27 protein-coding genes are annotated in these 22,996 nt (G+C 63.2%); 15 read left to right on the forward strand and 12 right to left on the reverse strand.

Annotated elements, in window-relative coordinates; translation table 11 throughout:
* Nucleotides 1–48: 48 nt before the first annotated feature.
* The 7 genes from ACK8CP_RS15240 to ACK8CP_RS15270 all read left to right on the forward strand — a co-directional run bounded on the left by ACK8CP_RS15240 (nt 49) and on the right by ACK8CP_RS15270 (nt 6,132).
* Nucleotides 49–2,016 carry a putative bifunctional diguanylate cyclase/phosphodiesterase gene (locus ACK8CP_RS15240; RefSeq protein ID WP_414832384.1) on the forward strand — a complete coding sequence of 656 codons (1,968 nt, stop codon included), beginning with the start codon at nt 49–51 and terminating at the stop codon, nt 2,014–2,016.
* A gap of 186 nt (nt 2,017–2,202) precedes the next feature.
* Nucleotides 2,203–2,994 carry an imidazole glycerol phosphate synthase subunit HisF gene (gene hisF, locus ACK8CP_RS15245; RefSeq protein ID WP_234630013.1) on the forward strand — a complete coding sequence of 264 codons (792 nt, stop codon included), beginning with the start codon at nt 2,203–2,205 and terminating at the stop codon, nt 2,992–2,994.
* Nucleotides 2,991–3,329: a phosphoribosyl-ATP diphosphatase gene (locus ACK8CP_RS15250; protein WP_414832385.1), complete on the forward strand. Its 339-nt coding sequence runs from the start codon at nt 2,991–2,993 to the stop codon at nt 3,327–3,329. Before hisF ends, ACK8CP_RS15250 begins: the two co-directional genes overlap by 4 nt.
* Nucleotides 3,317–4,282: a type I pantothenate kinase gene (coaA, locus tag ACK8CP_RS15255; RefSeq protein ID WP_234630380.1), complete on the forward strand. Its 966-nt coding sequence runs from the start codon at nt 3,317–3,319 to the stop codon at nt 4,280–4,282. The genes ACK8CP_RS15250 and coaA overlap by 13 nt, the downstream gene beginning before the upstream one ends.
* A 2-nt stretch (nt 4,283–4,284) precedes the next feature.
* Nucleotides 4,285–5,022: an orotidine-5'-phosphate decarboxylase gene (pyrF, locus tag ACK8CP_RS15260; protein WP_414832386.1), complete on the forward strand. Its 738-nt coding sequence runs from the start codon at nt 4,285–4,287 to the stop codon at nt 5,020–5,022.
* Between the two features lie 11 nt (nt 5,023–5,033).
* On the forward strand, nt 5,034–5,345 hold the full coding sequence (locus ACK8CP_RS15265; protein WP_128290448.1) for a DUF1330 domain-containing protein: 312 nt from the start codon (nt 5,034–5,036) through the stop codon (nt 5,343–5,345).
* Nucleotides 5,346–5,349: 4 nt separating this feature from the next.
* Nucleotides 5,350–6,132: a molybdopterin-synthase adenylyltransferase MoeB gene (locus ACK8CP_RS15270; RefSeq protein WP_414832387.1), complete on the forward strand. Its 783-nt coding sequence runs from the start codon at nt 5,350–5,352 to the stop codon at nt 6,130–6,132.
* A gap of 36 nt (nt 6,133–6,168) precedes the next feature.
* Here ACK8CP_RS15270 and ACK8CP_RS15275 read toward each other — a convergent pair whose 3' ends face one another.
* A complete protein-coding gene (locus tag ACK8CP_RS15275; protein WP_414832388.1) occupies nt 6,169–7,167 on the reverse strand; it encodes a 2-hydroxyacid dehydrogenase in 999 nt (332 codons plus the stop codon).
* Nucleotides 7,168–7,465: 298 nt separating this feature from the next.
* Here ACK8CP_RS15275 and ACK8CP_RS15280 point away from each other — a divergent pair, with 298 nt between their 5' ends.
* Complete coding sequence (locus tag ACK8CP_RS15280; RefSeq protein ID WP_234630018.1) at nt 7,466–7,867, forward strand: SH3 domain-containing protein; 402 nt, start codon at nt 7,466–7,468, stop codon at nt 7,865–7,867.
* Nucleotides 7,868–7,906: 39 nt separating this feature from the next.
* Here ACK8CP_RS15280 and ACK8CP_RS15285 read toward each other — a convergent pair whose 3' ends face one another.
* Genes ACK8CP_RS15285 through ACK8CP_RS15295 form a run of 3 tightly spaced genes read right to left on the reverse strand, consistent with a single transcriptional unit; the run spans nt 7,907 to nt 10,993 of the window.
* Nucleotides 7,907–8,734, reverse strand: coding sequence for a carbohydrate ABC transporter permease (locus ACK8CP_RS15285; protein WP_414832389.1), 828 nt, complete (start codon nt 8,732–8,734; stop codon nt 7,907–7,909).
* A 1-nt stretch (nt 8,735) separates the two neighbouring features.
* Nucleotides 8,736–9,731: a carbohydrate ABC transporter permease gene (locus tag ACK8CP_RS15290; RefSeq protein WP_414832390.1), complete on the reverse strand. Its 996-nt coding sequence runs from the start codon at nt 9,729–9,731 to the stop codon at nt 8,736–8,738.
* A complete protein-coding gene (locus tag ACK8CP_RS15295; RefSeq protein WP_414832391.1) occupies nt 9,728–10,993 on the reverse strand; it encodes an ABC transporter substrate-binding protein in 1,266 nt (421 codons plus the stop codon). The genes ACK8CP_RS15290 and ACK8CP_RS15295 overlap by 4 nt, the downstream gene beginning before the upstream one ends.
* Before the next feature lie 355 nt (nt 10,994–11,348).
* Here ACK8CP_RS15295 and ACK8CP_RS15300 point away from each other — a divergent pair, with 355 nt between their 5' ends.
* Nucleotides 11,349–12,350 (forward strand): GNAT family N-acetyltransferase, encoded by a 1,002-nt coding sequence (locus ACK8CP_RS15300; RefSeq protein WP_414832392.1) that lies wholly within the window; start codon nt 11,349–11,351, stop codon nt 12,348–12,350.
* Here ACK8CP_RS15300 and ACK8CP_RS15305 read toward each other — a convergent pair.
* Nucleotides 12,251–12,568, reverse strand: coding sequence for a Smr/MutS family protein (locus tag ACK8CP_RS15305; protein ID WP_414834278.1), 318 nt, complete (start codon nt 12,566–12,568; stop codon nt 12,251–12,253). The genes ACK8CP_RS15300 and ACK8CP_RS15305 overlap by 100 nt on opposite strands.
* Here ACK8CP_RS15305 and ACK8CP_RS15310 point away from each other — a divergent pair.
* On the forward strand, nt 12,503–12,682 hold the full coding sequence (locus ACK8CP_RS15310) for a hypothetical protein (protein WP_414834314.1): 180 nt from the start codon (nt 12,503–12,505) through the stop codon (nt 12,680–12,682). The genes ACK8CP_RS15305 and ACK8CP_RS15310 overlap by 66 nt on opposite strands.
* Before the next feature lie 211 nt (nt 12,683–12,893).
* Here ACK8CP_RS15310 and ACK8CP_RS15315 read toward each other — a convergent pair whose 3' ends face one another.
* Nucleotides 12,894–13,964, reverse strand: coding sequence for a murein transglycosylase A (locus ACK8CP_RS15315; protein WP_414832393.1), 1,071 nt, complete (start codon nt 13,962–13,964; stop codon nt 12,894–12,896).
* Nucleotides 13,965–13,973: 9 nt separating this feature from the next.
* Entirely contained in the window at nt 13,974–14,681 is a 708-nt protein-coding gene (locus ACK8CP_RS15320) for a Tim44/TimA family putative adaptor protein (protein ID WP_414832394.1), read from the reverse strand.
* Nucleotides 14,682–14,822: 141 nt separating this feature from the next.
* On the opposite strand from ACK8CP_RS15320, the gene ACK8CP_RS15325 reads away from it, so the two are divergent.
* Together ACK8CP_RS15325 and secB are read left to right on the forward strand one after the other, a co-directional pair.
* The gene (locus ACK8CP_RS15325; protein WP_414832395.1) at nt 14,823–15,311 is read left to right on the forward strand and encodes an FxsA family protein; all 489 of its coding nucleotides are present in this window, start codon (nt 14,823–14,825) and stop codon (nt 15,309–15,311) included.
* 175 nt (nt 15,312–15,486) lie between these two features.
* Nucleotides 15,487–15,999: a protein-export chaperone SecB gene (gene secB, locus ACK8CP_RS15330; RefSeq protein ID WP_414832396.1), complete on the forward strand. Its 513-nt coding sequence runs from the start codon at nt 15,487–15,489 to the stop codon at nt 15,997–15,999.
* Here the strand turns inward: secB and dnaQ are convergent.
* The 5 genes from dnaQ to ACK8CP_RS15355 form a co-directional block, all read right to left on the reverse strand.
* Nucleotides 15,972–16,718 carry a DNA polymerase III subunit epsilon gene (dnaQ, locus tag ACK8CP_RS15335; RefSeq protein ID WP_234630027.1) on the reverse strand — a complete coding sequence of 249 codons (747 nt, stop codon included), beginning with the start codon at nt 16,716–16,718 and terminating at the stop codon, nt 15,972–15,974. The two genes, secB and dnaQ, sit on opposite strands and share 28 nt — an antisense overlap.
* Nucleotides 16,719–16,825: 107 nt before the next feature.
* Entirely contained in the window at nt 16,826–17,413 is a 588-nt protein-coding gene (gene coaE, locus ACK8CP_RS15340; protein ID WP_414832397.1) for a dephospho-CoA kinase, read from the reverse strand.
* The gene (locus ACK8CP_RS15345; protein WP_414832398.1) at nt 17,404–18,243 is read right to left on the reverse strand and encodes a shikimate dehydrogenase; all 840 of its coding nucleotides are present in this window, start codon (nt 18,241–18,243) and stop codon (nt 17,404–17,406) included. The genes coaE and ACK8CP_RS15345 overlap by 10 nt, the downstream gene beginning before the upstream one ends.
* 1 nt (nt 18,244) lies before the next feature.
* The gene (locus ACK8CP_RS15350; protein ID WP_414832399.1) at nt 18,245–18,841 is read right to left on the reverse strand and encodes a Maf family protein; all 597 of its coding nucleotides are present in this window, start codon (nt 18,839–18,841) and stop codon (nt 18,245–18,247) included.
* Nucleotides 18,838–19,671 (reverse strand): pyruvate, water dikinase regulatory protein, encoded by an 834-nt coding sequence (locus tag ACK8CP_RS15355; protein WP_234630031.1) that lies wholly within the window; start codon nt 19,669–19,671, stop codon nt 18,838–18,840. Before ACK8CP_RS15355 ends, ACK8CP_RS15350 begins: the two co-directional genes overlap by 4 nt.
* Before the next feature lie 453 nt (nt 19,672–20,124).
* Here ACK8CP_RS15355 and hemE point away from each other — a divergent pair, with 453 nt between their 5' ends.
* The 3 genes from hemE to rho all read left to right on the forward strand — a co-directional run bounded on the left by hemE (nt 20,125) and on the right by rho (nt 22,993).
* On the forward strand, nt 20,125–21,084 hold the full coding sequence (hemE, locus tag ACK8CP_RS15360) for a uroporphyrinogen decarboxylase (RefSeq protein ID WP_414834279.1): 960 nt from the start codon (nt 20,125–20,127) through the stop codon (nt 21,082–21,084).
* Between the two features lie 3 nt (nt 21,085–21,087).
* Complete coding sequence (gene hemJ, locus ACK8CP_RS15365) at nt 21,088–21,555, forward strand: protoporphyrinogen oxidase HemJ (protein ID WP_234630033.1); 468 nt, start codon at nt 21,088–21,090, stop codon at nt 21,553–21,555.
* 172 nt (nt 21,556–21,727) lie between these two features.
* Nucleotides 21,728–22,993: a transcription termination factor Rho gene (gene rho, locus ACK8CP_RS15370; RefSeq protein WP_414832400.1), complete on the forward strand. Its 1,266-nt coding sequence runs from the start codon at nt 21,728–21,730 to the stop codon at nt 22,991–22,993.
* Nucleotides 22,994–22,996: the final 3 nt, after the last annotated feature.

Raw genomic sequence — 22,996 nt, forward strand, 5'->3', positions numbered from 1 at the left:
CACCCTGCGCGTATGACATTTTCGTCTGCGCAATGTAAGGTTGCCAGAATGTCATCTGGCCGTGGTTTCCTGCCTGGTTTCGTGCTCCTGATCCTGCCCGTCGTGGCGATTGCCGCGGCGATCTGGGTCGGGTCGGACACAATCGAACGCGGCCTGCAGCTCAACGCGGCCAACACCACCTCGGCCTGGGCGAAGTATATGACTGCCAGCATCGCCGATCTGGAGGAGATCGCGGCGGGGGCAGAACCGTCTCCGGAAACGCTGGCGACCCTCAACAAAATCCGAGAATCGGCCGAGGTCTTTCGCGTCAAGCTGTTCGGGCCGAACGGCAATCTCCGCATGATCCTCGACGACCACGAGCTTTCGGACGTCGACAAGGCATCTTTAGCGCAACACAACCCTGAAGCCGCTGTCGCGGCGGCAGGCGGCGCGATGCAGATCGAAGTCGCGCATGGCACACCGCCCGAGCGCCCTGCCTATTATTCGGAAGCCTACGTGCCTCTGCGCAAGGATGGCAAAACCATCGCCATCGCCGAGATCTACGTCGACCAGACGGACGAATTCGAGGCCATTCAGGCGACCGTGGCCCGCAGCGCCATCCTTCTGTCCATCATCATTCTGATCGCCTCAGGCGTCCCGGTCTTCGGCTTCGTCCAGCGCTACAACGCGAAGCGACGAGCCGATGCGCGGGCGGCGTACGCGGCTGAGCATGACGGCCTGACGGGCCTTCTCAATCGCAGCGGCTTCATCGCCCGCAAGCGTGGGCTCCTTGCCAAGGCGAAGCCCGTCGTCGTCGTCTCGCTCGGGATCGATCGCTTCGGCGCCGTCAACACCGCCTTCGGACCGGAGCGAAGCGACTACATTCTCTTGGAAGCGGCGGAGAGATTGAAAAGCCTCGCCGAGCCCGAAGCGATCGTCGGCCGCGTCAGCGGTACGGAATTCGCCTTCGCCATGAACGTCAACGATTTGAAGGACGGCGCTCGCCTTGCCGAACGTGCCCTGAAGCTCATCCGGCGCGGCTTCGTGGCCGACGGCCACGTGATCAATCTCACGGCAAGCGCCGGGCTCACCCTCGCCGAGAAGGGCGAGCACCCCGGCAGCCCCTTGTCGCGCGCCAATGTCGCCATGTGCCGCTCACGGGCGAAGGGCGGCGACCGTCTCACGATCTTCGATCGGCGCATGGGCGCGGAACTCGAAGCGGGACGGGACCTGGAAACCGTGCTGCGGGCCGCCGTGGAGCACGAGCGTTTCGAGCTCTATTATCAGCCGATCTTCACGGCAAAGGATCGCTCGCTCACCGGTTTCGAAGCCCTGTTGCGTATGCCGAACGGGGAAGGCGGTTTCGTCTCGCCGGCACGGTTCATCCCGCTTGCCGAACAGCTCGGCCTCATCCACCGTATCGGCCGCCTGGCGCTCAACCGCGCCTGCGAGGCCGCGAAGACCTGGCCCGACGGATACAAGGTCGCAGTCAATCTTTCACCGGTGCAATTCGATGCCCGCAACATCGTGGAAATCGTGCGCCAGGCCCTCGCCAAGAGCGAACTTCCACACGAAAGGCTCGAGCTCGAGATTACCGAGGGCGTTCTGTTGATCGATTCTCTCGACGCCGTGCAGCAGCTGAGCCAACTCCGCGAGCTCGGCGTGAAACTGGCGCTCGACGATTTCGGCACGGGTTTCTCCTCCCTCGCTTATCTCTGGAAGCTCCCGGTCGATAAGGTGAAGATCGATCAATCCTTCCTGCGCGCGATGGAATCGCAAGACGATGGAGCTGCGGCAATCATCCGCTCCATCGTCGTCCTCGGCCATTCGCTCGGACTGGCCGTGACGGCGGAAGGTGTGGAAACATCCGAACAGCTCGATTTCCTCGAGGAGATCGGCTGCGATTTCCTGCAGGGCTACCATCTTGGACGGCCGGCATCGGCGGAAGCTGCTGCGAGCCTTGCCCGCAAAGCCGCGGAGGAGCGCGACGGCCAAAATGCCGCGCGGGCCCGCGAGCACGGCGCCGTGGCTTCCTGACCGCGTCCCGGCCGCAGTTTCGCACCCGCGCGACGCGCGAGCCACCGATGAGCCCGCAAGCTCCCGACTCTTCGTCTTCTTCAAAAAATCCATGCGCGATGGCTTGTTGTAACGCACCTTATGCCGCCGCTATAAGGGCCGCCGTTGCGCATCCGCGCTGAAGCTGAAAAGCCTTCGGAGCACTCCTTGCTCAAAGCCCGTGTCATCCCGTGTCTCGACGTCAAGGACGGCCGTGTCGTCAAAGGCGTCAATTTCGTAGATCTCATCGACGCCGGAGATCCGGTGGAAGCCGCCAAGGCTTACGACGCGGCCGGCGCCGACGAACTTTGCTTCCTCGACATCACCGCCAGCCACGAGGAGCGCGACACGCTCCTCGACGTTGTCGCCAAAACGGCGGAGCAATGCTTCATGCCGGTCACTGTGGGCGGCGGCGTGCGGACCGTTGACGATGTCCGCCAGCTTCTCCTTGCCGGCGCCGACAAGGTTTCCGTCAACACCGCCGCCGTCAACGATCCGAGCTTCGTCGGCCGGGCCGCCGACAAGTTCGGCGATCAATGCATCGTCGTCGCCATCGACGCCAAGACGGTGACTCCAGGCCGGTGGGAGATCTTCACCCATGGCGGCCGCAAGCCAACCGGCATCGACGCCATCGAATTTGCCCGCGAAGTCGTGTCTCTGGGCGCAGGCGAGATCCTTCTCACCTCCATGGACCGCGATGGAACGAAGACGGGCTTCGACCTCGCATTGACGCGGGCGGTCGCCGATGCGGTCCGCGTTCCGGTCATCGCCTCCGGCGGTGTCGGGACGCTCGATCATCTGGTGGAAGGCATCCGCGACGGCCATGCAACGGCGGTGCTCGCGGCCTCCATCTTCCATTTCGGCACCTTTAGCGTCGCTGAAGCCAAGGCCCATATGGCGCGCGCGGGCATTCCCGTGCGCTCGCTTCCGCAGGAGAAAGCCCGGATGGGCATGTCATGACCGATTTCACGCTGGAAGAGCTCGCCGCCACGATCGGCGCGCGCGCCGCCTCGGGCGACGACAATTCCTATACTGCAAGGCTTCTCGGCAAAGGCGTCGCAAAATGCGCCCAGAAGCTCGGCGAAGAAGCCGTCGAAGCCGCGATCGCGGCTGTGGAGCGCGACAACCAGGCGCTCACCAAAGAGGCGGCCGACGTTCTCTATCATCTCCTCGTCCTCCTGCACGCCGCCGGTGTCTCCTTCGACGAGGTCAAGGCCGAGCTTCAGAGCCGCACCGGGCAGAGCGGTCTCGATGAGAAGCGCTCGCGCGGCCCCACCGCCGACTGGAAGAGCTGATGGATCAAGTGTCGCCGCGCTCGCTCTCGCCCTACCGGTATTTCAGCGTCGAGGAATGGTCGAAACTGCGCGCCGACACGCCGATGACCTTGTCGGCGGAAGAGGTCCATGCGCTCAAGTCGATGAACGACCCGATCTCCATCAGCGAGGCGGAGGCGATCTATCTTCCTTTGTCGCGGCTTCTGTCCTTCCACGTGGAAGCCAAGGACAAGCTTTATGCCGTGCGCTCGAAATTCCTCGGCGCAAAAGAAGGCAAGATGCCGTTCATCATCGGCATCGCCGGCTCCGTGGCCGTCGGCAAATCGACCACCGCCCGCATCCTGAAGGAGCTGATGGCACGCTGGCCGGGCCATCCGCGCGTCTCCCTCGTCACGACCGACGGCTTTCTCTATCCGAACGCGGTTCTGGCGAAGCAGGGCATGATGGAGCGCAAGGGATTTCCCGAGAGCTACGACGTCACGACGCTTCTGCGCTTTCTCTCCGACATCAAGGCCGGCAAGCGCGAGGTCACAGCCCCGGTCTACTCCCATCTCACCTACGATATCGTGCCGGGCGAGACTTTGACCGTCGATCAGCCGGACATTCTGATCCTCGAAGGCCTCAACGTGCTGCAGACACGGGACCTGCCACGGGACGGAAAGGAAGTCCCCTTCGTCTCCGACTTCTTCAACTTTTCCATCTATATCGACGCGGACGATAACGTCATCCGGCGCTGGTATATTGACCGCTTCATGAGCCTCAAGGGAACGCGGTTTACCGATCCGAGGTCGTATTTTCACCGCTACGCCAATATCGAAGACGACGAAGCGCGCCGCGTCGCCGAGGGTCTCTGGGAGCGCATCAACCTCGTCAATCTCGACGAGAACATCCGCCCGACGCGACCGCGGGCCGATCTCATCATCGGCAAGGCGGGCGACCATTCGGTGAATGAAGTGGCGCTGAGGAAATTGTGACGATGCTCGACACCCAGAATTCTGCGGCAGGCCGCGATATTCGCCCGCGCAACGCGCGCGATCGGCTGATCGTCGGTCTCGATCTTCCCGATCTTGCAACCGCTCGCGCCATGGTGGAGACGCTCGGCGATACGGTGACGTTCTACAAGATCGGCATGGAGCTGGTCTTTGCGGGCGGTCTCAGCCTGATCGAGCCGCTTCGGGCGGAGGGAAAGCGCGTCTTTCTCGATATGAAGCTGCTCGATATCGACAATACCGTCGCCGGAGGCATCGCCAATCTTGCCCGGCTCGGGGCGACGCTCACCACCGTTCACGCCTATCCGAAAGCGATGCGCGCGGCCGCCGCGGCGCGCGCTGACACCAATCTCGGACTTCTTGCCGTCACCGTTCTCACATCCATGGATGACGCCGATCTCGGCGAGGCGGGTTATGCGGAAAGTGCCGCCGAGCTCGTTCGCCGCCGCGCCGCACAGGCCAGAGCCAGCGGCGTCGACGGCATCGTCTGTTCGCCACTCGAGGCCGAGGCGATGCGTGCGCTTCTCGGTCCCGACATGCTGATCGTGACCCCCGGCGTGCGCCCGACATCCGCAACGAGCGACGACCAGAAACGCGTGATGACGCCGGCCGACGCCCTGCGAGCCGGCGCCGATTACCTCGTCGTTGCCAGACCGGTGGTCAAGGCCGCCGATCCGAAAGCCTCAGCCCAGGCGATTGTGGACGAAATCGAAGCGAATTGCTGAAGGAGGGAAGAATGCCGAAGGGCTATTGGATCGCCCGCGTCGATGTGCGCGACCCCGAGCGCTACAAGGATTATGTCGCCGGCGCTGCCCCCGCCTTTGCCCGCTTCAAGGGCAAGTTTCTCGTCCGCGGCGGCCCGATGCATTCGCTGGAAGGAAATTCGCGCGCCCGCAACGTGGTCATCGAATTTGCCTCCGTCGACGATGCGCTCGCCTGCTACCATTCGCCCGAATACCAGGCCGCGCGCGAGCACCGCGTGGCGGTGGCGGATGCGGAGCTCGTGATCGTGGAAGGCTATTCGGGGCCGCAGCCCGGCGCGTCCTGATCCGATGCCGGAGACGCCCCTCCCCGACGGTGCGCCCCAATCGGCGGAACCGGATCTGAGTGCGGAGGAAATCGCGCGCTACGCGCGCCATATCGTCCTGCCCGAGGTCGGAGGCCCCGGCCAGAAACGCTTCAAGCGCACGCGCGTCCTCATCGTCGGAGCCGGGGGCCTCGGCTCACCCGTCGCCCTTTATCTTGCGGCCGCCGGCATCGGCCGGCTCGGCCTCGTCGATGACGACGTCGTCTCGCTCTCCAATCTGCAGCGGCAGATCATTCATGCGAGCGCCGATCTCGGCATGGCGAAGGTGGAGAGCGCGCAAAGAGCGCTTTCCCGGATCAATCCGCATGTCGCCGTCGACACGCACGGAACACGGCTGACGCAGGAGAACGCGTCCGATCTCGTCGCCGGCTACGACATCGTCGTCGATGGCTCCGACAATTCCGCCACGCGCTTCCTTCTTCCGGACATCTGCGAGGCAGCCCAAAAACCGCTGGTGACAGGCGCGGTCGGCCGCTTCGACGGCTCGGTGACGACGCTTTTGCCCTTCAAGGACGACAATCCGCGTTACCGCGATCTCTTTCCGAAGCCCCCGCCTGAGGGGCTCTTACCGAGCTGCGCGGAAGCGGGAATTCTGGGTGCGCTCACCGGCGTCGTCGGGTCGATCCAGGCCCTCGAGGTCATGAAACTCGCGGCAGGCTTCGGCGAGCCTTTGATCGGGCGGCTTCTCCTCTACGACGCCCTTTCCCAGCGCTTCGAGACGATCACCTACAAGCGCCGCAAGCGCTGAGCCTCATTGAGCCGGAGCGGCATCGGCCCGCGAAGATCAGACCGAAAGCGGCAGAACGCGGTCCGGCGGCTTGTGGCCATCCATCCAGGTGCGGATGTTGATGATCACCTTCTCGCCCATCTCGATGCGGCCTTCGATCGTGGCCGAGCCCATATGCGGCAGAAGCACCGCCTTGCCTTCCTGGGCAAGCTTGATGAGCTTCGGATCGATTGCGGGCTCGCCTTCGAAAACGTCGAGGCCGGCGCCGGCAAGCGAGTTCGTCTCCAGGCATTCGATCAACGCCGCCTCGTCGATGACCTCGCCGCGCGCGGTGTTCACCAGATAGGCATCCGGGCGCATCAGCTTCAGACGCCGGCGGGAAAGAAGGTGGAAGGTGGCCGGGGTGTGCGGGCAATTGACGGAGATGATGTCCATGCGCGCCAGCATCTGGTCGAGCGAATCCCAATAGGTCGCTTCCAGCTCTTCCTCGGTCTTCGGATCGACGGGCCGGCGGTTGTGATAGTGGATCGACAGGCCGAAGGCCTGGGCCCGGCGCGCGACCGCCGTGCCGATCCGCCCCATGCCGACGATGCCGAGCCGTTTTCCCCAGATGCGGTGGCCGAGCATCCAGGTCGGCGACCAGCCGGGCCAGGGCAGGCCGTTCGGCAGGATCTGGGCTCCCTCCGCCAGCCGCCTTGGAACGGCGAGGATGAGCGCCATGGTCATATCGGCCGTGTCGCCCGTCAAAACGTTCGGCGTGTTGGTGACGGTGATACCGCGCTCATAGGCGGCCCCGATATCGATGTTGTCGATGCCGTTGCCGAAATTGGCGATGAGCTTCAAGTTCGGTCCGGATTGGGAAAGCGCTGCGGCGTCCAACCGATCGGTGACCGTCGGCACGAGCACGTCCGCGGTGCGCAACGCCTCCACCAGCTCCGCCTGCGACAGCGGTCGGTCATCCAGATTGAGGTCAGCGCGAAACAGCTCTCGCATGCGCGTCTCCACCGGATCGGGGAGTTTGCGCGTTACGATGACGTGCGGTTTCGCCTTGGTCATGCACCACCTCTCCTTGGCGGCCCCCGCGGGAGCGACCGGCTGCCTTTAACATCTCTCTAGCAAAGGGCTGCTCAAAAACAAGGAACGAAGCGGCGCTTGGCCTCGCGGCGGAATGGCGCTAACACCTCCCGGTGTGATTTTCCGACCGCAGATGATGCGCCCTCTCCTCTTCCTTCGTTCTCGTCTCAGCCTTCTTCTTGTCTTGGCCCTGCTCGCCGTGGCGTGCCCGGGCGAGCCTGGATGGGCGCAGGCCCCCAAAGTGGGCCCGAGCGGCTATCCATTACCACGCTTCGTCAGCTTGAAATCAAATGCCGTCAACGTCCGCAAGGGGCCCGGCAAAAACTACGGCATTGCCTGGCGCTTCGTCCGGGCCGGTTTGCCGGTCGAGATCATCCAGGAATTCGAAACCTGGCGGAAGGTGCGTGATTCGGATGGCGCGGAAGGGTGGATCCACCAGAGCCTCCTGTCCGGGCGGCGCACGGCAATCGTGGCCCCCTGGGCCAAGGGTGAGCGCTTCAATGCCCATGCGGACGCAAGCGAGACGGCCCGGGTGACGGCGATTCTCGAATCGGGCGTGGTGACCGACGTGGTGCGCTGCCGCGAGGGCTGGTGCGACGTGCGCGGCGACAATTACGAAGGCTGGGTGGAGCAGAATTCGCTCTGGGGCGTCTATCCCAACGAAAACGTCTCCGACGGCTGATCACACAGCCATCCGCGACATCAGCGGGGACGCTTCCATTCACCCTTTCACACCTCCGGCCGTCAGGCCCGAGACGATCTTGCGCTGGAAAATCAGCACGAGAACGATGAGCGGCACGGTCACGACGACGGACGCCGCCATGATCGTGCCCCAGGGAATCTCCTGCTCGGACGCCCCCGACAGAAGCGCGATCGCGACAGGTACGGTGCGCGTGTCGTTGCTCGAGACAAAGGTGAGCGCGAAGAGAAATTCGTTCCAGGCGGCAATGAAGGCGAGAAGCCCCGTCGTCACCAGCGCCGGCCACATCAGGGGCAGGAACACCTTCATGACGATGGTCATCGGCTTTGCGCCGTCGACGATCGCCGCCTCTTCGATCTCCACCGGCAGATCCCGCATGAAAGTCGTCAGCACCCAGACCGTGAAGGGCAGGGTGAAGATCATATAGGCGAGGATCAGTGAGAAGAGCGAATTGTAGAGGCCGAAGAGGCGCACCAGCTCGAAAAGCCCGGCGAGCACCGCGATCTGGGGAAACATCGAGACGGCGAGAATCGTCAAAAGCAGGATGCTGCGGCCACAAAACTCGATTCGCGACAGAGCGTAAGCCGCCGTGACCGCCAGAAAGAGCGAGATCGCCACCACCACGAAGGCGACGATGACGGAATTCAAGATGTTGAGCGGGAAGACACCGTTGACGAGCACGTCGCGATAATTGGCGAGCGAAAAATCCGTCGGCAGATAGTCGACGCGAAAGAGCGCCGTACCCGATTTGAAGCTCGTCAGAATGGCGTAATAGAACGGAAAGACCGAGAGAAGCACGATCAGGACGACGAGGGCATAGAAGGCCGCGCGCTTGACGAGGACCGACATCTCAGCGCCCTCCCCCGAGATTGAGCCGCGCCGCCTTGATGTAGACGAGCGTGATCGCCGCGATCACCAGGAAGAGGAGCGTCGAGGCGGCCGAACCGTAGGCGAACTGATCGAACTGGAAGAGGTTTTCCTGCGCGAAGACCGACATCGTCTTCGTCTCGGTGTTGTTGGGGGTCAGCACGTAGATGAGGTCGAAGACGCGCAGGGCATCGAGCGCCCGGAAGATGACGGCGACCAGGATCGCCGGGCGAATAAGCGGCAGCGTCACCTTGAAGAACACCTTGACCGGATGGACGCCGTCGATCTTCGCCGCTTCGTAAACATCGGACGGCACCATCTGCAGCCCGGCGAGGATGAGAAGCGCCATGAAAGGCGTCGTCTTCCACACATCGACGATGATGACGGCCCACATCGCCGTCTCCGGCGAGGCGGTCCAGGCGATCGGATGGGAGAGGATGCCGACCGACATCAGCATGTCGTTCAGGATGCCGAACTGGTCGTTCATCATCCAGGCCCACATCTTGGCCGAGACGATCGTGGGGATCGCCCAGGGGATGAGGACGGCGGCGCGCACAAAGCCGCGGCCACGAAACGGCACGTTGAGGACGAGCGCCACGATGAGACCGAGGACGGTTTCGATCGAGACGGAGACAAGGGTGTAATAGACGGTGTTCCACACCGCGTTCCACCATTGAGCGTCAAAGAAGAGGCCGAACCATTCCCCGGTCCCGTCGCCATAATCGACATATTCGAAATAGTTGCGCAGGCCGACGAACCGGGCGGCGTCGAGATCGGCCAAACTCGCATCGGTGAAGGAGAACCAGATCGTCTGCAGAAGCGGCCAGCCTGCGACGAAAGCGAGGACGGCGAGCATCGGCGTGAGAAAGAGCCAGGCGGAGGCGAGCCGCTGCCTGGAAAGCGCGGAGCGCGCCGCGGGCTGTTCTTCAGTCCGCATCGCCTCGTCGGTCGGCGGGGCGCCCAGGGTCGCGTTCGTCATCGCCAGCCGTCCCGCTTCAGCCGGCGCAGCCGATGTTCCAGCGTCTGGAGGTTGGTTTCCGCCGATGCCGCGCCTGCAAGCGTCTCGTTGACGGCCGTCCAGAACTCCTTCGACACTTCGTTGTACTGCCGCTTCGTGGGGGCGGAGGGTCGCGGCACCGCCTTTTCGACCACATCCGCCCATTCGGCGATGATCGGCTGGCTTTCGGCGATGTCCGGATCGTCATAGAGCGCTGGGATCGTCGGCAGCCGCGCATAAGTGAGCGCCCGCTCCTTCTGCGCCCTGCGGGAGGACAGGAAGCGCACGAGCTCGATCGCTTCTTTCTTGTGCCTGGAGTATTTCGACACGGCGAGGTTCCAACCGCCAAGACAGGGAGCCGATCGGCTGCCAGGCTCGGCCGGCAGCGTCGTCACCTCGAACTTGCCTTTGACCGGAGAATCCTCGCCGTTCGACAGCGCATAGGCGTAAGGCCAGTTGCGCATGAAGACGGCATTGCCGGTCTGCCAGACGCCGCGGGCCTCCTCCTCCTTGTAGGCGAGCACACCTGCAGGGGCGATCTCCCTCACCCAGCCATGCGCCCGCTCCAGCGCCCGGGCGGCCGCCTCGTTGTTGATGGTGATCTCGCCCTCAGGCGATACGATCTGCCCGCCACCGCTCGAGGCGGCCCATTCGAGGCCGTTGCAGGTGAGCCCCTCATAGGGGGCGCCCTGAAAGACAAAGCCGTAGATCTGACGGTTGCCGGCGGCGCGTTCCTGATCCTGGATCTCTTTGGCGGTTTCGGTCAGCTCCTCCCACGTCGTGGGTGGTTTCCTGCCGTATTTTTCCAGGAGGTCCTTGCGGTAAAAGAGCGCCGGCGCATCCGTATACATCGGGAATGCGACGAGCCGCCCCTCGACGGTCTGTGATTCGATCACGGAGGGGAAATGGTCGCCGATAACGTCGGCCATGGCGTCGCGCAGGTCGACGAATTGATTGGCAAGCTGCGGCGCCCAGATGACGTCGACACGGTAGATGTCGATATCGTCGGTGCCAGCCGCCAGCCACAAGCGATATTGCCCGAACTGGTCGCTCGTCGAAGCCGGCATCTCGACGATGTCGACCTGGTGGCCGGTCTCCGCCTCGAATTCCGCAAGCTGCGTACGCAATTCCTGAATATCGGCACCGACGGAGCCGGAGACGATCGAAAGCTCGGCTGCAGAAACCTCGCCGGCGCCAAGAGCCAATGTCGCAGCAACGGCCATCGCCGCGCGGCCAAACCGCATGTTCCCCTCCCATCCGGCCGGTATTTCCCGGCTCTTTCCTGCCTTGCGTTGCGATCTCAACGATCGTCCGCAGCGCTGGTTGCGGGAAAGTCTAGCCGGTCACGGCGGCATATTGGGAGTCCTTTGCGGGAGGGCTGGCCGCGATCTTGTCGATTCTGTGCTTTTCTTCCTTCCTTGGATTGCGCGAAAGCTGGCCGCGACCAATCGACCGTGATCGTCCCTCAGATGCTCTCAAGGCCGGCCACGTCACTTCAATGTCATGTTTTTCTTATGGAATATGGCAACTCTGGTCGATGTTGGCGCGATCGTTTAAGGAGAGCGCATGAGATCGAGATTCCCCAGGGGCAGGGAGGCCATGCAGGGACGGCATCATCTCTCTCCACGACGACTGGTGCGGCGTTTTGCGCCCGGTCTCGGGAGAGCTCGGGGCAGCGGTTTCGTCCGCCCATTCGCAAAACCGGGTCGCGCCCCTTGGCGGGCGGCCCGCCATATCGGAACCCTCGGACGGCTCGGAGATCTCGAGGCGCGGCTTGCCCGCTCTCCCTCGGAGATCCGCCGCTCGCAAGGGCTGCGCTATCACGTCTTCTACGAGGAGATGGCGGCCGTTGCCGACGAGGAAACCTATCAGCGCCGGCGCGACGCCGACGCTTACGATCTCATCTGTGACCATCTTCTGGTGCTCGATCACGCCGTGCCACGGCGACCGTTCCTGCGCTCGAAGCCCGAGATCGTCGGGACCTACCGGCTGCTGCGGCAGGAGATCGCCGAGATCAACGGCGGCTTCTATTCGGCCGGCGAATACGATGTCGGATCACTCGTCGCGCGTTATCCGCATCTGCGATTTCTGGAGCTCGGTCGCTCCTGCGTGCTGAAACCCTACCGCGACAAGCGGACGGTTGAGCTCCTCTGGCACGGCATCTGGAGCTACGTGCTAATGCACGGCATGGACGTGATGATCGGTTGTGCCAGCATTCCGGGCACCGATCCCGACAAGCTCGCTCTGCCTTTGAGCTTCCTGCATCACAACGCGCTGGCGCCGGAAGAATGGCGGGTGCGGGCGGTCGAGGAGCGTTACGTCGAGATGAACCGCATGGCGGCGGATGAGATCGACGCCAAGGCGGCGCTTCGGCAACTTCCGCCGTTGATCAAGGGATATCTCCGCCTCGGCGGCTATATCGGTGAAGGTGCCGTCGTCGACTATCAGTTCGGCACGACGGATATCCTGATCATCCTGCCGGTCAGCGCGCTCAACCCGCGCTATGTGGACCATTTTGGCAATGATGCGAGCCGGTTCGCGGCGCCTGCTCCGCCGTCCGGACGGCGGCGGTTCGTGCCGCTGCGGCGCAACCTGACGTAAAGCGCCCCCTCGCCTCCGTGATGGCGGGAGGCGTGCTCATAAGCGACGACGAGCTCGCGGAACGCGGGCTCTGCGAGCCATCGTGGCACCATCGTTTTCAACACCCCCTCGCCCTCCGAACGGCCTTTGCCAGTGATGACGAGGACCAGGACATGGCCGCGCGCCTGCGCGCCCCCCAGAAAAGCCAGGAGGCGATCATGGGCGCGTTGCTGGGTCATGCCGTGCAGGTCGATGCGCGCATCCGGCTCAGTACGGCCGCGCAAGAGGCGGCGCTTCAGCCGGGGTTCCAGCGCTGCCGCAGCACGCGGTGCGGAGCGAGATTTCGGCTCTGAAGAGGTTATGGCGTCGACGGGAGGTAGCGCCGGGCTCCGCTTTCCGGACGCGAGGGCGGCAGCACTCGTCTGCGGGACCACGTCACCGTCCGGGGTTGTGCCCTCGGCAGCGAGCTCGTCGCTGAGAGACCGGCTCTTCAGGGGCCGCACGGTCCGGCGAACCTTGTCCCAAAGCGCCTTGTCCTCGGGTGAAAGCTGTTTGCGGGCCATCTCAGGCGTTCGCTTTCGGGAGGAGAACACGGAGGACGCCGCGATGTCGGATGTCGCCGGCGGCCTTCCCCGCGTCCTCGCCTGAACCTGCAAAGATATCGGCCCGCCCCGCGCCCTTGATCGCCGAGCCCACATCCTGCGCGACCATCAGGCGGCAGAACGGGCCTGGCCCGAAGCCTGGAAGCGGGGACGCGGAGACGAACACCGGCAGATGGAAGGCGGCAAAGCGCGGATCGACGGCGAGGCTGCGCCCGGCGCTGAGCGGGACACCTGCCGCACCCAGAGGGCCGTCGTCGGAGGCGAGATCGACGATCTCTTTGAAAAAAATAAACGACCGGTTCTCGGCCATGAGGCGGCGTCCAGCCTCGCGATGCGCCTTGAGCCAATGTTCGAGACCGGCTTTCCCGGCAGCGTCTTTGGCAAGATAGCCGCGTTCGACGGCGAGGCGGCCGATCGACGTGTAGGCGTGCCCCGATTTTCCGGCAAAGCCGATGCGCATATGCCGGCCATCACCGAGAGAGAGGCGTGCGGAGCCCTGAACATGGATGAAAAAGAGATCCACGGGATCCGCCACATAGGCCAGTTCCAGACCGCGGCCCGCCAAGGCGCCGGCTTCGATCGCCGCACGATCGGGGCAAAGCGGAGGCCGGTCCGTGATCTCGGTTTGGACGGCCTCGTCGGGGGGCCGATAGATCGGCACGCCGAACGCCTCGGAAGGCCTAAGTCGGGCTTCGATCACGGGTTCGTAATAGCCGGTAAGGAGGCCCTCGGCGGCGGAGGGCGCCAGCGCGAAAAAGGTTTCGAAGAAACTGCAAGCTTCGGCGGATGACAAGTCGGCCTGCAGACGCAGCGCAGCGCCCGCGGCTGCCTTCAGACCCGGAAGGATCTCCAGCGACGACGTGTCCTCAGCGCCGAGCCGTTCCGCCGATTTGCGGAAGGCCCGAAAGGCGGCGCGATGATCGTCCTCAGCCCAGCCTGAGAGGAATTTGAGAGACAGCTGACGACGCTCGTGCGCGTCGGAGGCGGACGAGGTCAGCGTTGCGATGGGCGAGGTCGGGGCATCTCCAGCCACCGTCGGCGCTCAGCTGGAGCCGGTGGCGACCAGCTCCCAGTTGGGATCGCGGCTCGTCGTGGCACGGGCGAAGGTCCAGACTTCGTCGGGCTTCTGGACCGCATTGGGATCGCCCTCGATCACCCGACCCTCATTGTCGTAGGTGACGGAGACGATCTCGGATTTGAAGCGGACGGAGACACGCGCAACCTTGTCTTCGAGCTCCGCCTCGGTGAGCTTGGCGCTCTCGAAGCCGACAAAGCTCGTCTCGAGCCTCTCGCCACGCTGCTCCCGCTCGCTCATGGCGGTCGCGAAGCTCTCGTAGACGTCGGCGGAGAGGAGGGACCGCAAGGTCGTGCGGTCGCCCGCAGCGAAGGCCTGCACGACCATCTCGTAGGCGGATTTTGCGCCTTCCAGGAAAGAATCGGGCTCGAAGGCGGGATCCGCGCGGCTAATCGCCACAAGCCCATCATAAAGCGGCGTATCGGGCTTGGCATGGCGCTTCAGAGCGCTCCAATCGGGGGCGCTCGGCATTTCCCGCTCGGGCACCTGACCGGGACGCGGCAGGGTCACGACGTTCTCGGCCGTATGACGGGCCGCGACAGGCGGTTTGCGGCCGTTCTCATAGGGCGAAGGTTCGCTGCCGGTGCGACGGCCCAGGACGCTGCCGAGACGCATAAAAATGACGACCGCGATCACCAGGAAGATCAGAGAATAAATGTCGAAAAAGCCGCTCATGCCGATATCGTGCACGCTCCCTACGGGCGTTCGCTTTCTTTCCCGGCAATGTAAGCACGATCCTGGCCGAGTCCAGCAGGTCACAGGAAAGTCTTTAAAAAACCGGCCGAGACACCATATCGCAGGATCAGGATTGAACCCATGCCAATTTTCCTTCTCCTCCTCCTCATCCCGCTGATCGAGGTCGGCACGTTCGTCGTCGTCGGTCAGTATATCGGCCTCGCCCCGACGCTGCTTCTGACGCTGCTGACGGCGATCCTTGGCACAGCGCTTCTGCGTCATCAGGGGCTGAGGACCATTTTGCGCATCCGCAGTGATCTCGAATCCGGGCGCATGCCGGCGCGCAATCTCGCTGATGGTGCGCTGATCGCCGTGGCCGGGGTCATGCTTTTGACGCCGGGCTTCGTCACCGACACGCTCGGATTTCTGCTGTTCGTTCCGGCGGTGCGCGCTCGGATCTGGCAGTTCGTCCTGTCGCGGGTCGATCTTCGCGTGGTCGGCACGCAGAGTTATCAGTCCGCCAATTATCAGTCGACACGGCGTGGCCCCAACGGGGAGACCGTGGTCGACCTGGATGAGGGCGAGTTCGAGGTCCGCGAGATCGATCCGGATCAGAACCGCCGGCGCTGAAGACTGGGGCGCGATTGGCGCCGCCCGACTGCCGACCGGAAATGCCGCAGTGGCGCCGGAAAGTCGCCTGACGGGGGCAAACGAGGGGCAATCACGGGCGGTGCGCGGTTGTGGCTCACCGTCCCGCATGCTAGGCGCGGGCAACCGTTCCCAATGACAGCTTTGGAAAGACGATATGGTCAATAATGCCAGCAATGGCGGCGAGCAGGCCGCCGGCACGGATGCGAAGAGCGAGGCATCGGCGCAAGGGCCGGGAATTCATGTGCTTGGCCAGTACATCAAGGACCTTTCTTTCGAAAATCCCAGCGCGCCGAACTCGTTGCGGCCGGCGAGCGCCAATCCGTCGCTCGACGTCAACGTGAACGTCAACGCGCGTCCGATCGCCGATGGTCAGTTCGAAGTCGAGCTGAAGCTTGATGCGAAGGCGAGCCGCGGCGACGAGACACTTTTCGTCACCGAAGTCGTCTATGCGGGCCTTTTCCAGATCCGCAACGTTCCGCAGGAGCATCTCCATCCGATCATCCTGATCGAATGCCCGCGTCTGCTCTTCCCCTTCGCGCGCCAGATTCTCGCCGACGCGACCCGTCAGGGCGGTTTCCCGCCGTTGATGATCGATCCGGTGGATTTCGCCGCGCTTTATCGCCAGCGGGCCGCGCAGGCTCAGGCGGACGCGCCGACCACGGCCTGAGGCTTCTGAGAGACGCGCTCGTCTTCGTCCTTCCAGACGTTCAGCCAGAGCGCGTCCTCACCCATTTCAGCTTCCACGAAGGCCCGGTGTGCGGCGCGCATCTCCTCGTTCAACCGCGAGGGCAAAGCGTGCGGCCGCGGCCCCACCTGCCGGAGCGTGCCGGTATTCGTCGCACCTTCTGAGAAACTGCCCAGCGCGAGCAGCGCCTGGCGGCCGCCCTGCAATTCGACATAGACCTCGGCGAGGATCTCCGCATCGAGGAGAGCGCCGTGCTTCGTGCGTTTGGAATTGTCGATGCCGTAGCGGGCGCAGAGCGCATCGAGAGAGTTCATGCCTCCCGGATGTCGGCGCCGTGCCAGCATGAGCGTATCGACGAAGCGATCATCCGGAATGACGGAATAGCCGGCCTTTGCGAGCTCCATATTGATGAAGCCGCGGTCGAAGGATGCGTTGTGCGCGACGAGCGGCGCATCGCCGACGAATTCCAGAAAGTCGCCCACGCATTCCAGGAACGCCGGCTTGTCGCGCAGAAATTCCTCCGTCAGGCCGTGGACGGCAACCGCGTCCGGACTGATCGCGCATCCTGGATTGATATAGGCGTGATAAAAGCGACCGGTGGCGATCCGATTAATGATCTCCACGCAGCCAATCTCGATCAGCCTGTCGCCCTTGAGCGCGTCGAGGCCGGTGGTTTCCGTATCGAAGACGATTTCCCGCATGACCCGATCATGGATTTTGGAGCGCTCGGACACAACCGATCGGAACGCGAAAGGCAGCTTTTTCCTGGGTGATTCTCGGCGGCCCGCTCTCGACGCCTGACGCGCGCTCAGATCATCGTGGAGGTGGCACGCAGGATCGTATCGACATCGCGTTCAGCCGCCTCGAAACCAAATCCCGTATCGATGACGAAATGCGCATGGCGGCGTTTGTCGGCGTCCGGCACCTGTCTCGCCAGAAGCTTTTCAAAAAGCTCCTCTGTCATGCCGCGGCGGGCGAGGACCCTTTGGCGCTGCGTTTCGGGCGCTGTCGTCACGACCACCACACAATCCATCCACTGCTCGGCGCCGGTTTCGAACAGGAGGGGAATGTCGAGAACGATGATCGGCGCGCCCTCGCGCGCGGCCTGTTCGCCGAATTCGACCGTTTTCGCCCGCACGAGAGGGTGGACGATCTGCTCCAGGCGCGCGAGCTGGTCGATGTCGCCAGCAAGGGCCGCGCCGAGCTTTTTCCGGTCGACTTCGCCGTCTGTCGTGACCCCTGGAAAGGCATGTTCGATCGGTTCCACCGCGGCGCCCCGATAGAGGTCATGCACGGCACGATCGGAATCGTGCACAGCGACCCCACGGCGCCGAAACATCGCTGCCGTCGTCGACTTCCCCATGGCCATGGAGCCGGTGAGTCCAATTACGAACATGAGTCCCTTTCGCGTAGATCGGCGACAACGACATCCCGCAGCTCCGCGTCCACGACGGGGCGGACGCCGAACCAGCGCTCAAACCCCGGCACTGCCTGATGGAGCAGCATGCCGAGGCCGTCGACCGTGGTCAAACCGACCGAGGCGGCGCCGCGAAGAAACGGCGTTTGAAGCGGCACATAGGTGAGATCGGTGACGATGGCTGAGTCCTTGGCGCGTTCCCAGGGGACCGGTAGCTCCGCCCCGGCGAGCCCAGCCGAAGTTGCGTTGATCACTAAATCAGCCGACGAGAGTCGCGTTGAGAGAGCGTCGAGGCCAAAGGCCCGGACCTTGCCGGGAAAGCGTTCCGCAACCTCTTGGGCCCGAGCTTCCGTGCGGTTGAGGAGTTCGACCCTCCCCACGCCGCGTTGCACGAGCGCATCGATGACGGCTCGGCTCGCACCGCCCGCACCGACAATGAGTGCGCATTCGGTCTTTTCCGACCAGTTCGGGGCCGCCTGATCGAGCGAGGCGAGGAAGCCGATCCCATCGGTGTTGTCGGCCACCAGCCGACCGTCTTCGAGCCACAGCGTATTGGCAACGCCCAGGCGTTCTGCTGCACCGCAGCATGTCGATGCTGCAGCACAGGCGACCTCTTTGTGCGGCACGGTGACGTTCGCGCCGAGATAGCCGGAAGAGGAAAAAACGCCGTAGAACGACACCGCCTCCTGCGGTGAGACCGGACGCGCACTATAGTCGCCTTCAACGTTATAGCGCTTGATCCAAAAGCCGTGGATCAGGGGCGAACGCGAATGTGATACGGGCCATCCCGTCACGCAGGCGCGGCGCATTTCAGAAGGTCCCGAGGCCGTTTTCGCGCAGGAAGCCGAGGAGCGGCAGCAGCGGCAGGCCGAGGACGGTGAAATAGTCGCCCTCGACACTTTCAATCAGGCGAATGCCGGGCCCCTCAAGCTGATAGAGACCGACGCTGGAGAGAATCTGCGGACCTGCGGCCGCGAGGTAGCGACCGACTTCATCGGCCCGGATCGCACGCAAAGTGATGGCCGCGCTGTCACGGGCTTCAAAGAGCGTCTTGCCGGCGCGCATGCAGGCAACGGCTGAATGAAGATAGTGCGTCTTGCCGGACAGCTCGAGCAGCTGCTGGCGGGCAGCGTCCATGTCCTCGGCCTTGCGGAACAGGCGCCCGTCGAGCTCCAAGGTCTGGTCGGCAGCGATGACGAGAGCCTTCGGGTCTGCCTCGCTCGCCAGCGTGGCTTTTGCAAGGGCGAGCGTGGAGGCGATATCGCCTGCTCCGGCCCCGGCCCGGAGCAGAGGTTCGGACGCCGCCATCTCGTCGAGATCGGGCGAGACCTGGCGGAAGGTGAGCCCCGTGCCCGCAAGGAGGGCTTTGCGGGCCTTGCTGCCCGAAGCGAGAACAAGCTCTGTCATGCCATTTGCTTTCCGCGCCGTTCTCCGAGAAGCGCCAACACGGCGGCTGCCGTTTCCTCGATCGATCGCCGGCTCACGTCGATCAAAGGCCAGCCGTATTTCGCGCACAGGCGTCGTGTCTCCAGAACCTCCTGGGACACGGCCGTGCGATCGAGATAGGCCGGGTTGTCGTCCTCCGGTGAAAGGCTCAAGACCCGGTTCTGACGGATCTGGACGATGCGATCCGGGCTCGCGACGAGCCCGACCACCAAGCAGCTCTTGGCACGCGTCACCAAAGCAGGGACGGGAATGCCTTTCACGATCGGCAGGTTTGCCGTCTTGATGCCGCGATTGGCGAGGTAGATCGACGTCGGCGTCTTCGACGTGCGGCTGACGCCGAGAAGCATCACATCGGCTTCGTCGATATCGCGCGGCAGCTGGCCGTCGTCGTGCATCATCGTGAAATTGAGCGCTTCGATGCGTTCGAAATAGCTCGCATCGAGCGCGTGCTGAGCCCCGATTCGGCCTGTGGATCGCGTTCCGAGATAGGCCTGAAAGGCCTGCAAGACCGGATCCAAAACCGACACGGCCGGGATCGACAATTCGTTGCAACGGGCTTCCAGGAGCTCCGCCAGCTTCTCGTCGACGAGCGTGTAGAGGACGATCCCGGGCGAGTTTTCCAACTCAAGCACAATGCGCTCGATCTGCTTGGCCGTGCGCACCAGGGAGTGGATGTGTTCGACCGCATGAATGCCGGCATACTGGGCCGCAGCGGCACGTCCGACGTTGATCAGGGTTTCGCCCGTCGCATCGGAAATAAGGTGGAGATGAAAGAACCGCGTCGGCGCCAAGGGGATGACCGTGGATAAAGGGGCCGTTTTTTCACGTCGGGAGCGAACGCGCCGATTGCGCCCCCACTGTCCCGACGACGATCCACAATTTGGATGGCGCGGACACGATTGGCAACAGGCTGTGGGAAGGAGTCGACAACGCGATGCGATTCACAGCACGTGCGATGAGATGGAAAAGCGCGGCGTGCGGCCGTAAAGGCTTTTTCTGCGCGGCTTCCGGAGAGTCACTTGCGCCGCTATCCCCGGTGTTTTCCCCTGGGGGACCACGAAGACGGGGCGCCTTTGCCGCGGATTGATGTGTTGTGGGGGGAATTGAATCCGGCTAATCCACCGCCCAATAGAAACAGAAGAATCCTTAAAACCTTTAATTTGGGGTTAAGAGCACCTGTGGCTTCGGCAAGATCGCTTCTTCGAGTCCTCGACGGCGAAAGCCTAGAGACACCTCCGCTTTGGATGATGCGCCAGGCAGGACGCTACCTGCCGGAATATCGGGAAACGCGCAGTCAGGCGAACGGGTTCCTGGACCTGTGCTACACGCCGAAACTCGCAACCGAGGTGACGCTTCAACCGATCCGCCGTTTCGGTTTCGACGCAGCCATTCTGTTTTCCGACATCCTCGTCATTCCCGATGCGCTCGGTCAGAAAGTGGCTTTCGAGGAAGGGCACGGTCCGCGCCTGGAACCGATCGACCCGGCGCGCATCGGAGAGCTCGCTGGGAAAGACGTCACGGCGTTCCTTGCACCGGTCCTGGAGACGGTCGAGCGGGTGCGGACGGAACTTCCCCAGGAGACGACGCTCCTTGGCTTCTGTGGCGCTCCCTGGACCGTGGCGACCTACATGGTCGCCGGCACGGGCACGGGCGACCAGGGGCCGGCTCGGCGCCTGTCGCTTGGCGAGCCGGAGCGCTTTCAGGCGCTCATGGATATCCTCGTCGACGCTTCCGCGCGGTATCTCGTGGCGCAGTTGAGGGCGGGTGCTGACGCGGTTCAGATCTTCGACACCTGGGCGGGTGTTCTCGACGAAGAGGGTTTCGAGCGCTGGGCAATCGAGCCGGTGCGCGCCATCATCGAGAAGGTTCGGGCCGAAGTGCCGGGCGCGAAGGTGATCGCCTTTCCGAAGGGCGGCGGTGCGCGGCTGACGCGTTATGCGGAAGGAACCGGCGCCGATGCGATCGGGCTCGACTGGTCGACGCCGCTTGACAATGCGCGGAAGAGTGCGGGCGGCAGGCCCTTGCAGGGAAATCTCGACCCGATGCGCCTCATCGTCGGCGGCAAAGCTCTGGAGGACGGCGTGCGCGGCATCCTCGAGGCGATGCGCGGTTATCCCCATATCTTCAATCTCGGACATGGGATTACGCCGGACACGCCGGTGGAGCATGTCGAGGCATTCGTAAAGCTCGTACGAGGCCAATAGACGATGGATGGCCTTGTCGCGGCAGTCTCGGAATTCTTCTGGTATGTCAATCCGTTATGGATCAAGGCATGGCATGTGATCTCGATCATCGCCTGGATGGCGGGGCTCCTCTATCTGCCGCGCCTGATGGTCTATCACACGAAAGTCGCCGCGGGTTCGGAGCAGTCTGAACTCTTCAAGGTGATGGAGCGGCGGCTCCTCAAGGCGATCATGACGCCTGCGATGGTCGCGAGCTGGATCTTCGGCCTTTGGGCGGCGACGATCACCTATGCCTGGGACCAGGGGTGGTTCCATTTCAAACTGGCTCTTGTCGTCCTGCTGACCATCTCCCATCTGTTCATGGCACGGTGGGTGCGGGAGTTCGCCGAGGATCGCAACGCGCGACCCGAGAAGTTCTATCGGGCGATCAATGAGGTGCCGACGCTCCTGATGATCGGTATTGTGATCCTGGTCATCGTGCGGCCGTTCTGACGCGGATGAATTAGCGCTTGTGATTCCGGTCGGACCGGGTTAAGCGGAAAGAACTGGCGTGAATGGCTAGCTGCGGCGCAAGCTGGGGGCCGGCCGTTAGTTTCCCGCACCGGGGCGGTGCCTCCCTTTTACCCATGCCTCCTCTACCGTGTTTTGCACGGGACTCAATCACATGGCAGAAATCAGACTCCAAGACCTGAAGGCGAAGTCGCCTACCGATCTTCTTGCTGTTGCGGAAGAGTACGACGTTGAAAACGCCAGTACTTTGCGCAAACAAGAACTTATGTTCGCGATCCTGAAGAAGGTCGCGGAACATGACATTACCATCATTGGGCAGGGCGTTATTGAGGTTCTGCAGGACGGCTTCGGCTTTCTGCGGTCTCCTGACGCGAATTATCTGCCCGGGCCCGACGATATCTATGTTTCGCCGTCGCAGATCCGACGTTTTTCATTGCGAACCGGCGATACGATCGAGGGCGAGATCCGGAGCCCGAAAGAGGGTGAGCGCTATTTTGCGCTCCTCAAGGTCAATACGATCAATTTCGAGGAACCGGACAAGGCCAAGCACAAGGTCCATTTCGACAATCTGACGCCGCTTTATCCGGACGAGCGCTTCAAGATGGAGCTCGACGATCCGACGGTGAAGGACATGTCGGCCCGGGTCATCGATCTGGTGGCGCCGCTCGGCAAGGGACAGCGTGGACTGATCGTGGCGCCGCCGCGAACCGGCAAGACGGTTCTGTTGCAGAATATCGCGGGCTCGATCACGTCGAATCACCCGGAATGCTACGTCATCGTGCTTCTGATCGACGAGCGGCCGGAAGAAGTCACGGATATGCAGCGTACGGTGCGCGGCGAAGTGATCTCCTCGACGTTTGACGAACCGGCTGTGCGGCACGTGCAAGTCGCCGAGATGGTCATCGAGAAGGCGAAACGGCTGGTCGAACATGGCCGTGACGTCGTCATCCTGCTCGATTCGATCACGCGTCTCGGCCGTGCCTACAACACGGTCGTGCCGTCTTCGGGCAAGGTGCTGACGGGTGGTGTCGACGCCAACGCCCTGCAGCGGCCGAAACGTTTCTTCGGTGCGGCACGCAACATCGAAGAGGGCGGGTCGCTGACGATCATCGCGACGGCTCTCATCGATACAGGCAGCCGCATGGACGAGGTGATCTTCGAGGAGTTTAAGGGCACGGGCAATTCGGAAATCGTGCTCGATCGCAAGGTTGCCGACAAACGTGTCTTCCCGTCGATGGACATCCTCAAGTCCGGAACCCGAAAAGAAGAGCTGCTGGTGCCGCGCGCGGACCTACAGAAGATCTTCGTCCTGCGTCGAATCCTCACTTCGATGGGTGTAGTGGACGCGATCGAGTTCCTGCTCGACAAACTCCGACATACCAAATCGAATTCCGAGTTCTTCGATTCGATGAACACCTAGAGC

This window comes from Afifella sp. YEN Y35 (genome assembly GCF_047553465.1).
Lineage (GTDB): Bacteria > Pseudomonadota > Alphaproteobacteria > Rhizobiales > Afifellaceae > Afifella > Afifella aestuarii.

Excerpts from the sequence above, each read along its gene's own strand:
- ACK8CP_RS15240 (WP_414832384.1), top strand. The coding sequence starts at position 49 with ATGTCATCTGGCCGTGGTTTCCTGCCTGGTTTCGTGCTCCTGATCCTG.
- ACK8CP_RS15250 (WP_414832385.1), top strand. The coding sequence starts at position 2,991 with ATGACCGATTTCACGCTGGAAGAGCTCGCCGCCACGATCGGCGCGCGC.
- pyrF (WP_414832386.1), top strand. The coding sequence starts at position 4,285 with ATGCTCGACACCCAGAATTCTGCGGCAGGCCGCGATATTCGCCCGCGC.
- ACK8CP_RS15265 (WP_128290448.1), top strand. The coding sequence starts at position 5,034 with ATGCCGAAGGGCTATTGGATCGCCCGCGTCGATGTGCGCGACCCCGAG.
- ACK8CP_RS15270 (WP_414832387.1), top strand. The coding sequence starts at position 5,350 with ATGCCGGAGACGCCCCTCCCCGACGGTGCGCCCCAATCGGCGGAACCG.
- ACK8CP_RS15275 (WP_414832388.1), bottom strand. The coding sequence starts at position 7,167 with ATGACCAAGGCGAAACCGCACGTCATCGTAACGCGCAAACTCCCCGAT.
- ACK8CP_RS15285 (WP_414832389.1), bottom strand. The coding sequence starts at position 8,734 with ATGTCGGTCCTCGTCAAGCGCGCGGCCTTCTATGCCCTCGTCGTCCTG.
- ACK8CP_RS15290 (WP_414832390.1), bottom strand. The coding sequence starts at position 9,731 with ATGACGAACGCGACCCTGGGCGCCCCGCCGACCGACGAGGCGATGCGG.
- ACK8CP_RS15295 (WP_414832391.1), bottom strand. The coding sequence starts at position 10,993 with ATGCGGTTTGGCCGCGCGGCGATGGCCGTTGCTGCGACATTGGCTCTT.
- ACK8CP_RS15300 (WP_414832392.1), top strand. The coding sequence starts at position 11,349 with ATGCAGGGACGGCATCATCTCTCTCCACGACGACTGGTGCGGCGTTTT.
- ACK8CP_RS15310 (WP_414834314.1), top strand. The coding sequence starts at position 12,503 with ATGGCCGCGCGCCTGCGCGCCCCCCAGAAAAGCCAGGAGGCGATCATG.
- ACK8CP_RS15305 (WP_414834278.1), bottom strand. The coding sequence starts at position 12,568 with ATGACCCAGCAACGCGCCCATGATCGCCTCCTGGCTTTTCTGGGGGGC.
- ACK8CP_RS15320 (WP_414832394.1), bottom strand. The coding sequence starts at position 14,681 with ATGAGCGGCTTTTTCGACATTTATTCTCTGATCTTCCTGGTGATCGCG.
- ACK8CP_RS15325 (WP_414832395.1), top strand. The coding sequence starts at position 14,823 with ATGCCAATTTTCCTTCTCCTCCTCCTCATCCCGCTGATCGAGGTCGGC.
- secB (WP_414832396.1), top strand. The coding sequence starts at position 15,487 with ATGGTCAATAATGCCAGCAATGGCGGCGAGCAGGCCGCCGGCACGGAT.
- dnaQ (WP_234630027.1), bottom strand. The coding sequence starts at position 16,718 with ATGCGGGAAATCGTCTTCGATACGGAAACCACCGGCCTCGACGCGCTC.
- coaE (WP_414832397.1), bottom strand. The coding sequence starts at position 17,413 with ATGTTCGTAATTGGACTCACCGGCTCCATGGCCATGGGGAAGTCGACG.
- ACK8CP_RS15345 (WP_414832398.1), bottom strand. The coding sequence starts at position 18,243 with ATGCGCCGCGCCTGCGTGACGGGATGGCCCGTATCACATTCGCGTTCG.
- ACK8CP_RS15350 (WP_414832399.1), bottom strand. The coding sequence starts at position 18,841 with ATGACAGAGCTTGTTCTCGCTTCGGGCAGCAAGGCCCGCAAAGCCCTC.
- hemE (WP_414834279.1), top strand. The coding sequence starts at position 20,125 with ATGATGCGCCAGGCAGGACGCTACCTGCCGGAATATCGGGAAACGCGC.
- hemJ (WP_234630033.1), top strand. The coding sequence starts at position 21,088 with ATGGATGGCCTTGTCGCGGCAGTCTCGGAATTCTTCTGGTATGTCAAT.
- rho (WP_414832400.1), top strand. The coding sequence starts at position 21,728 with ATGGCAGAAATCAGACTCCAAGACCTGAAGGCGAAGTCGCCTACCGAT.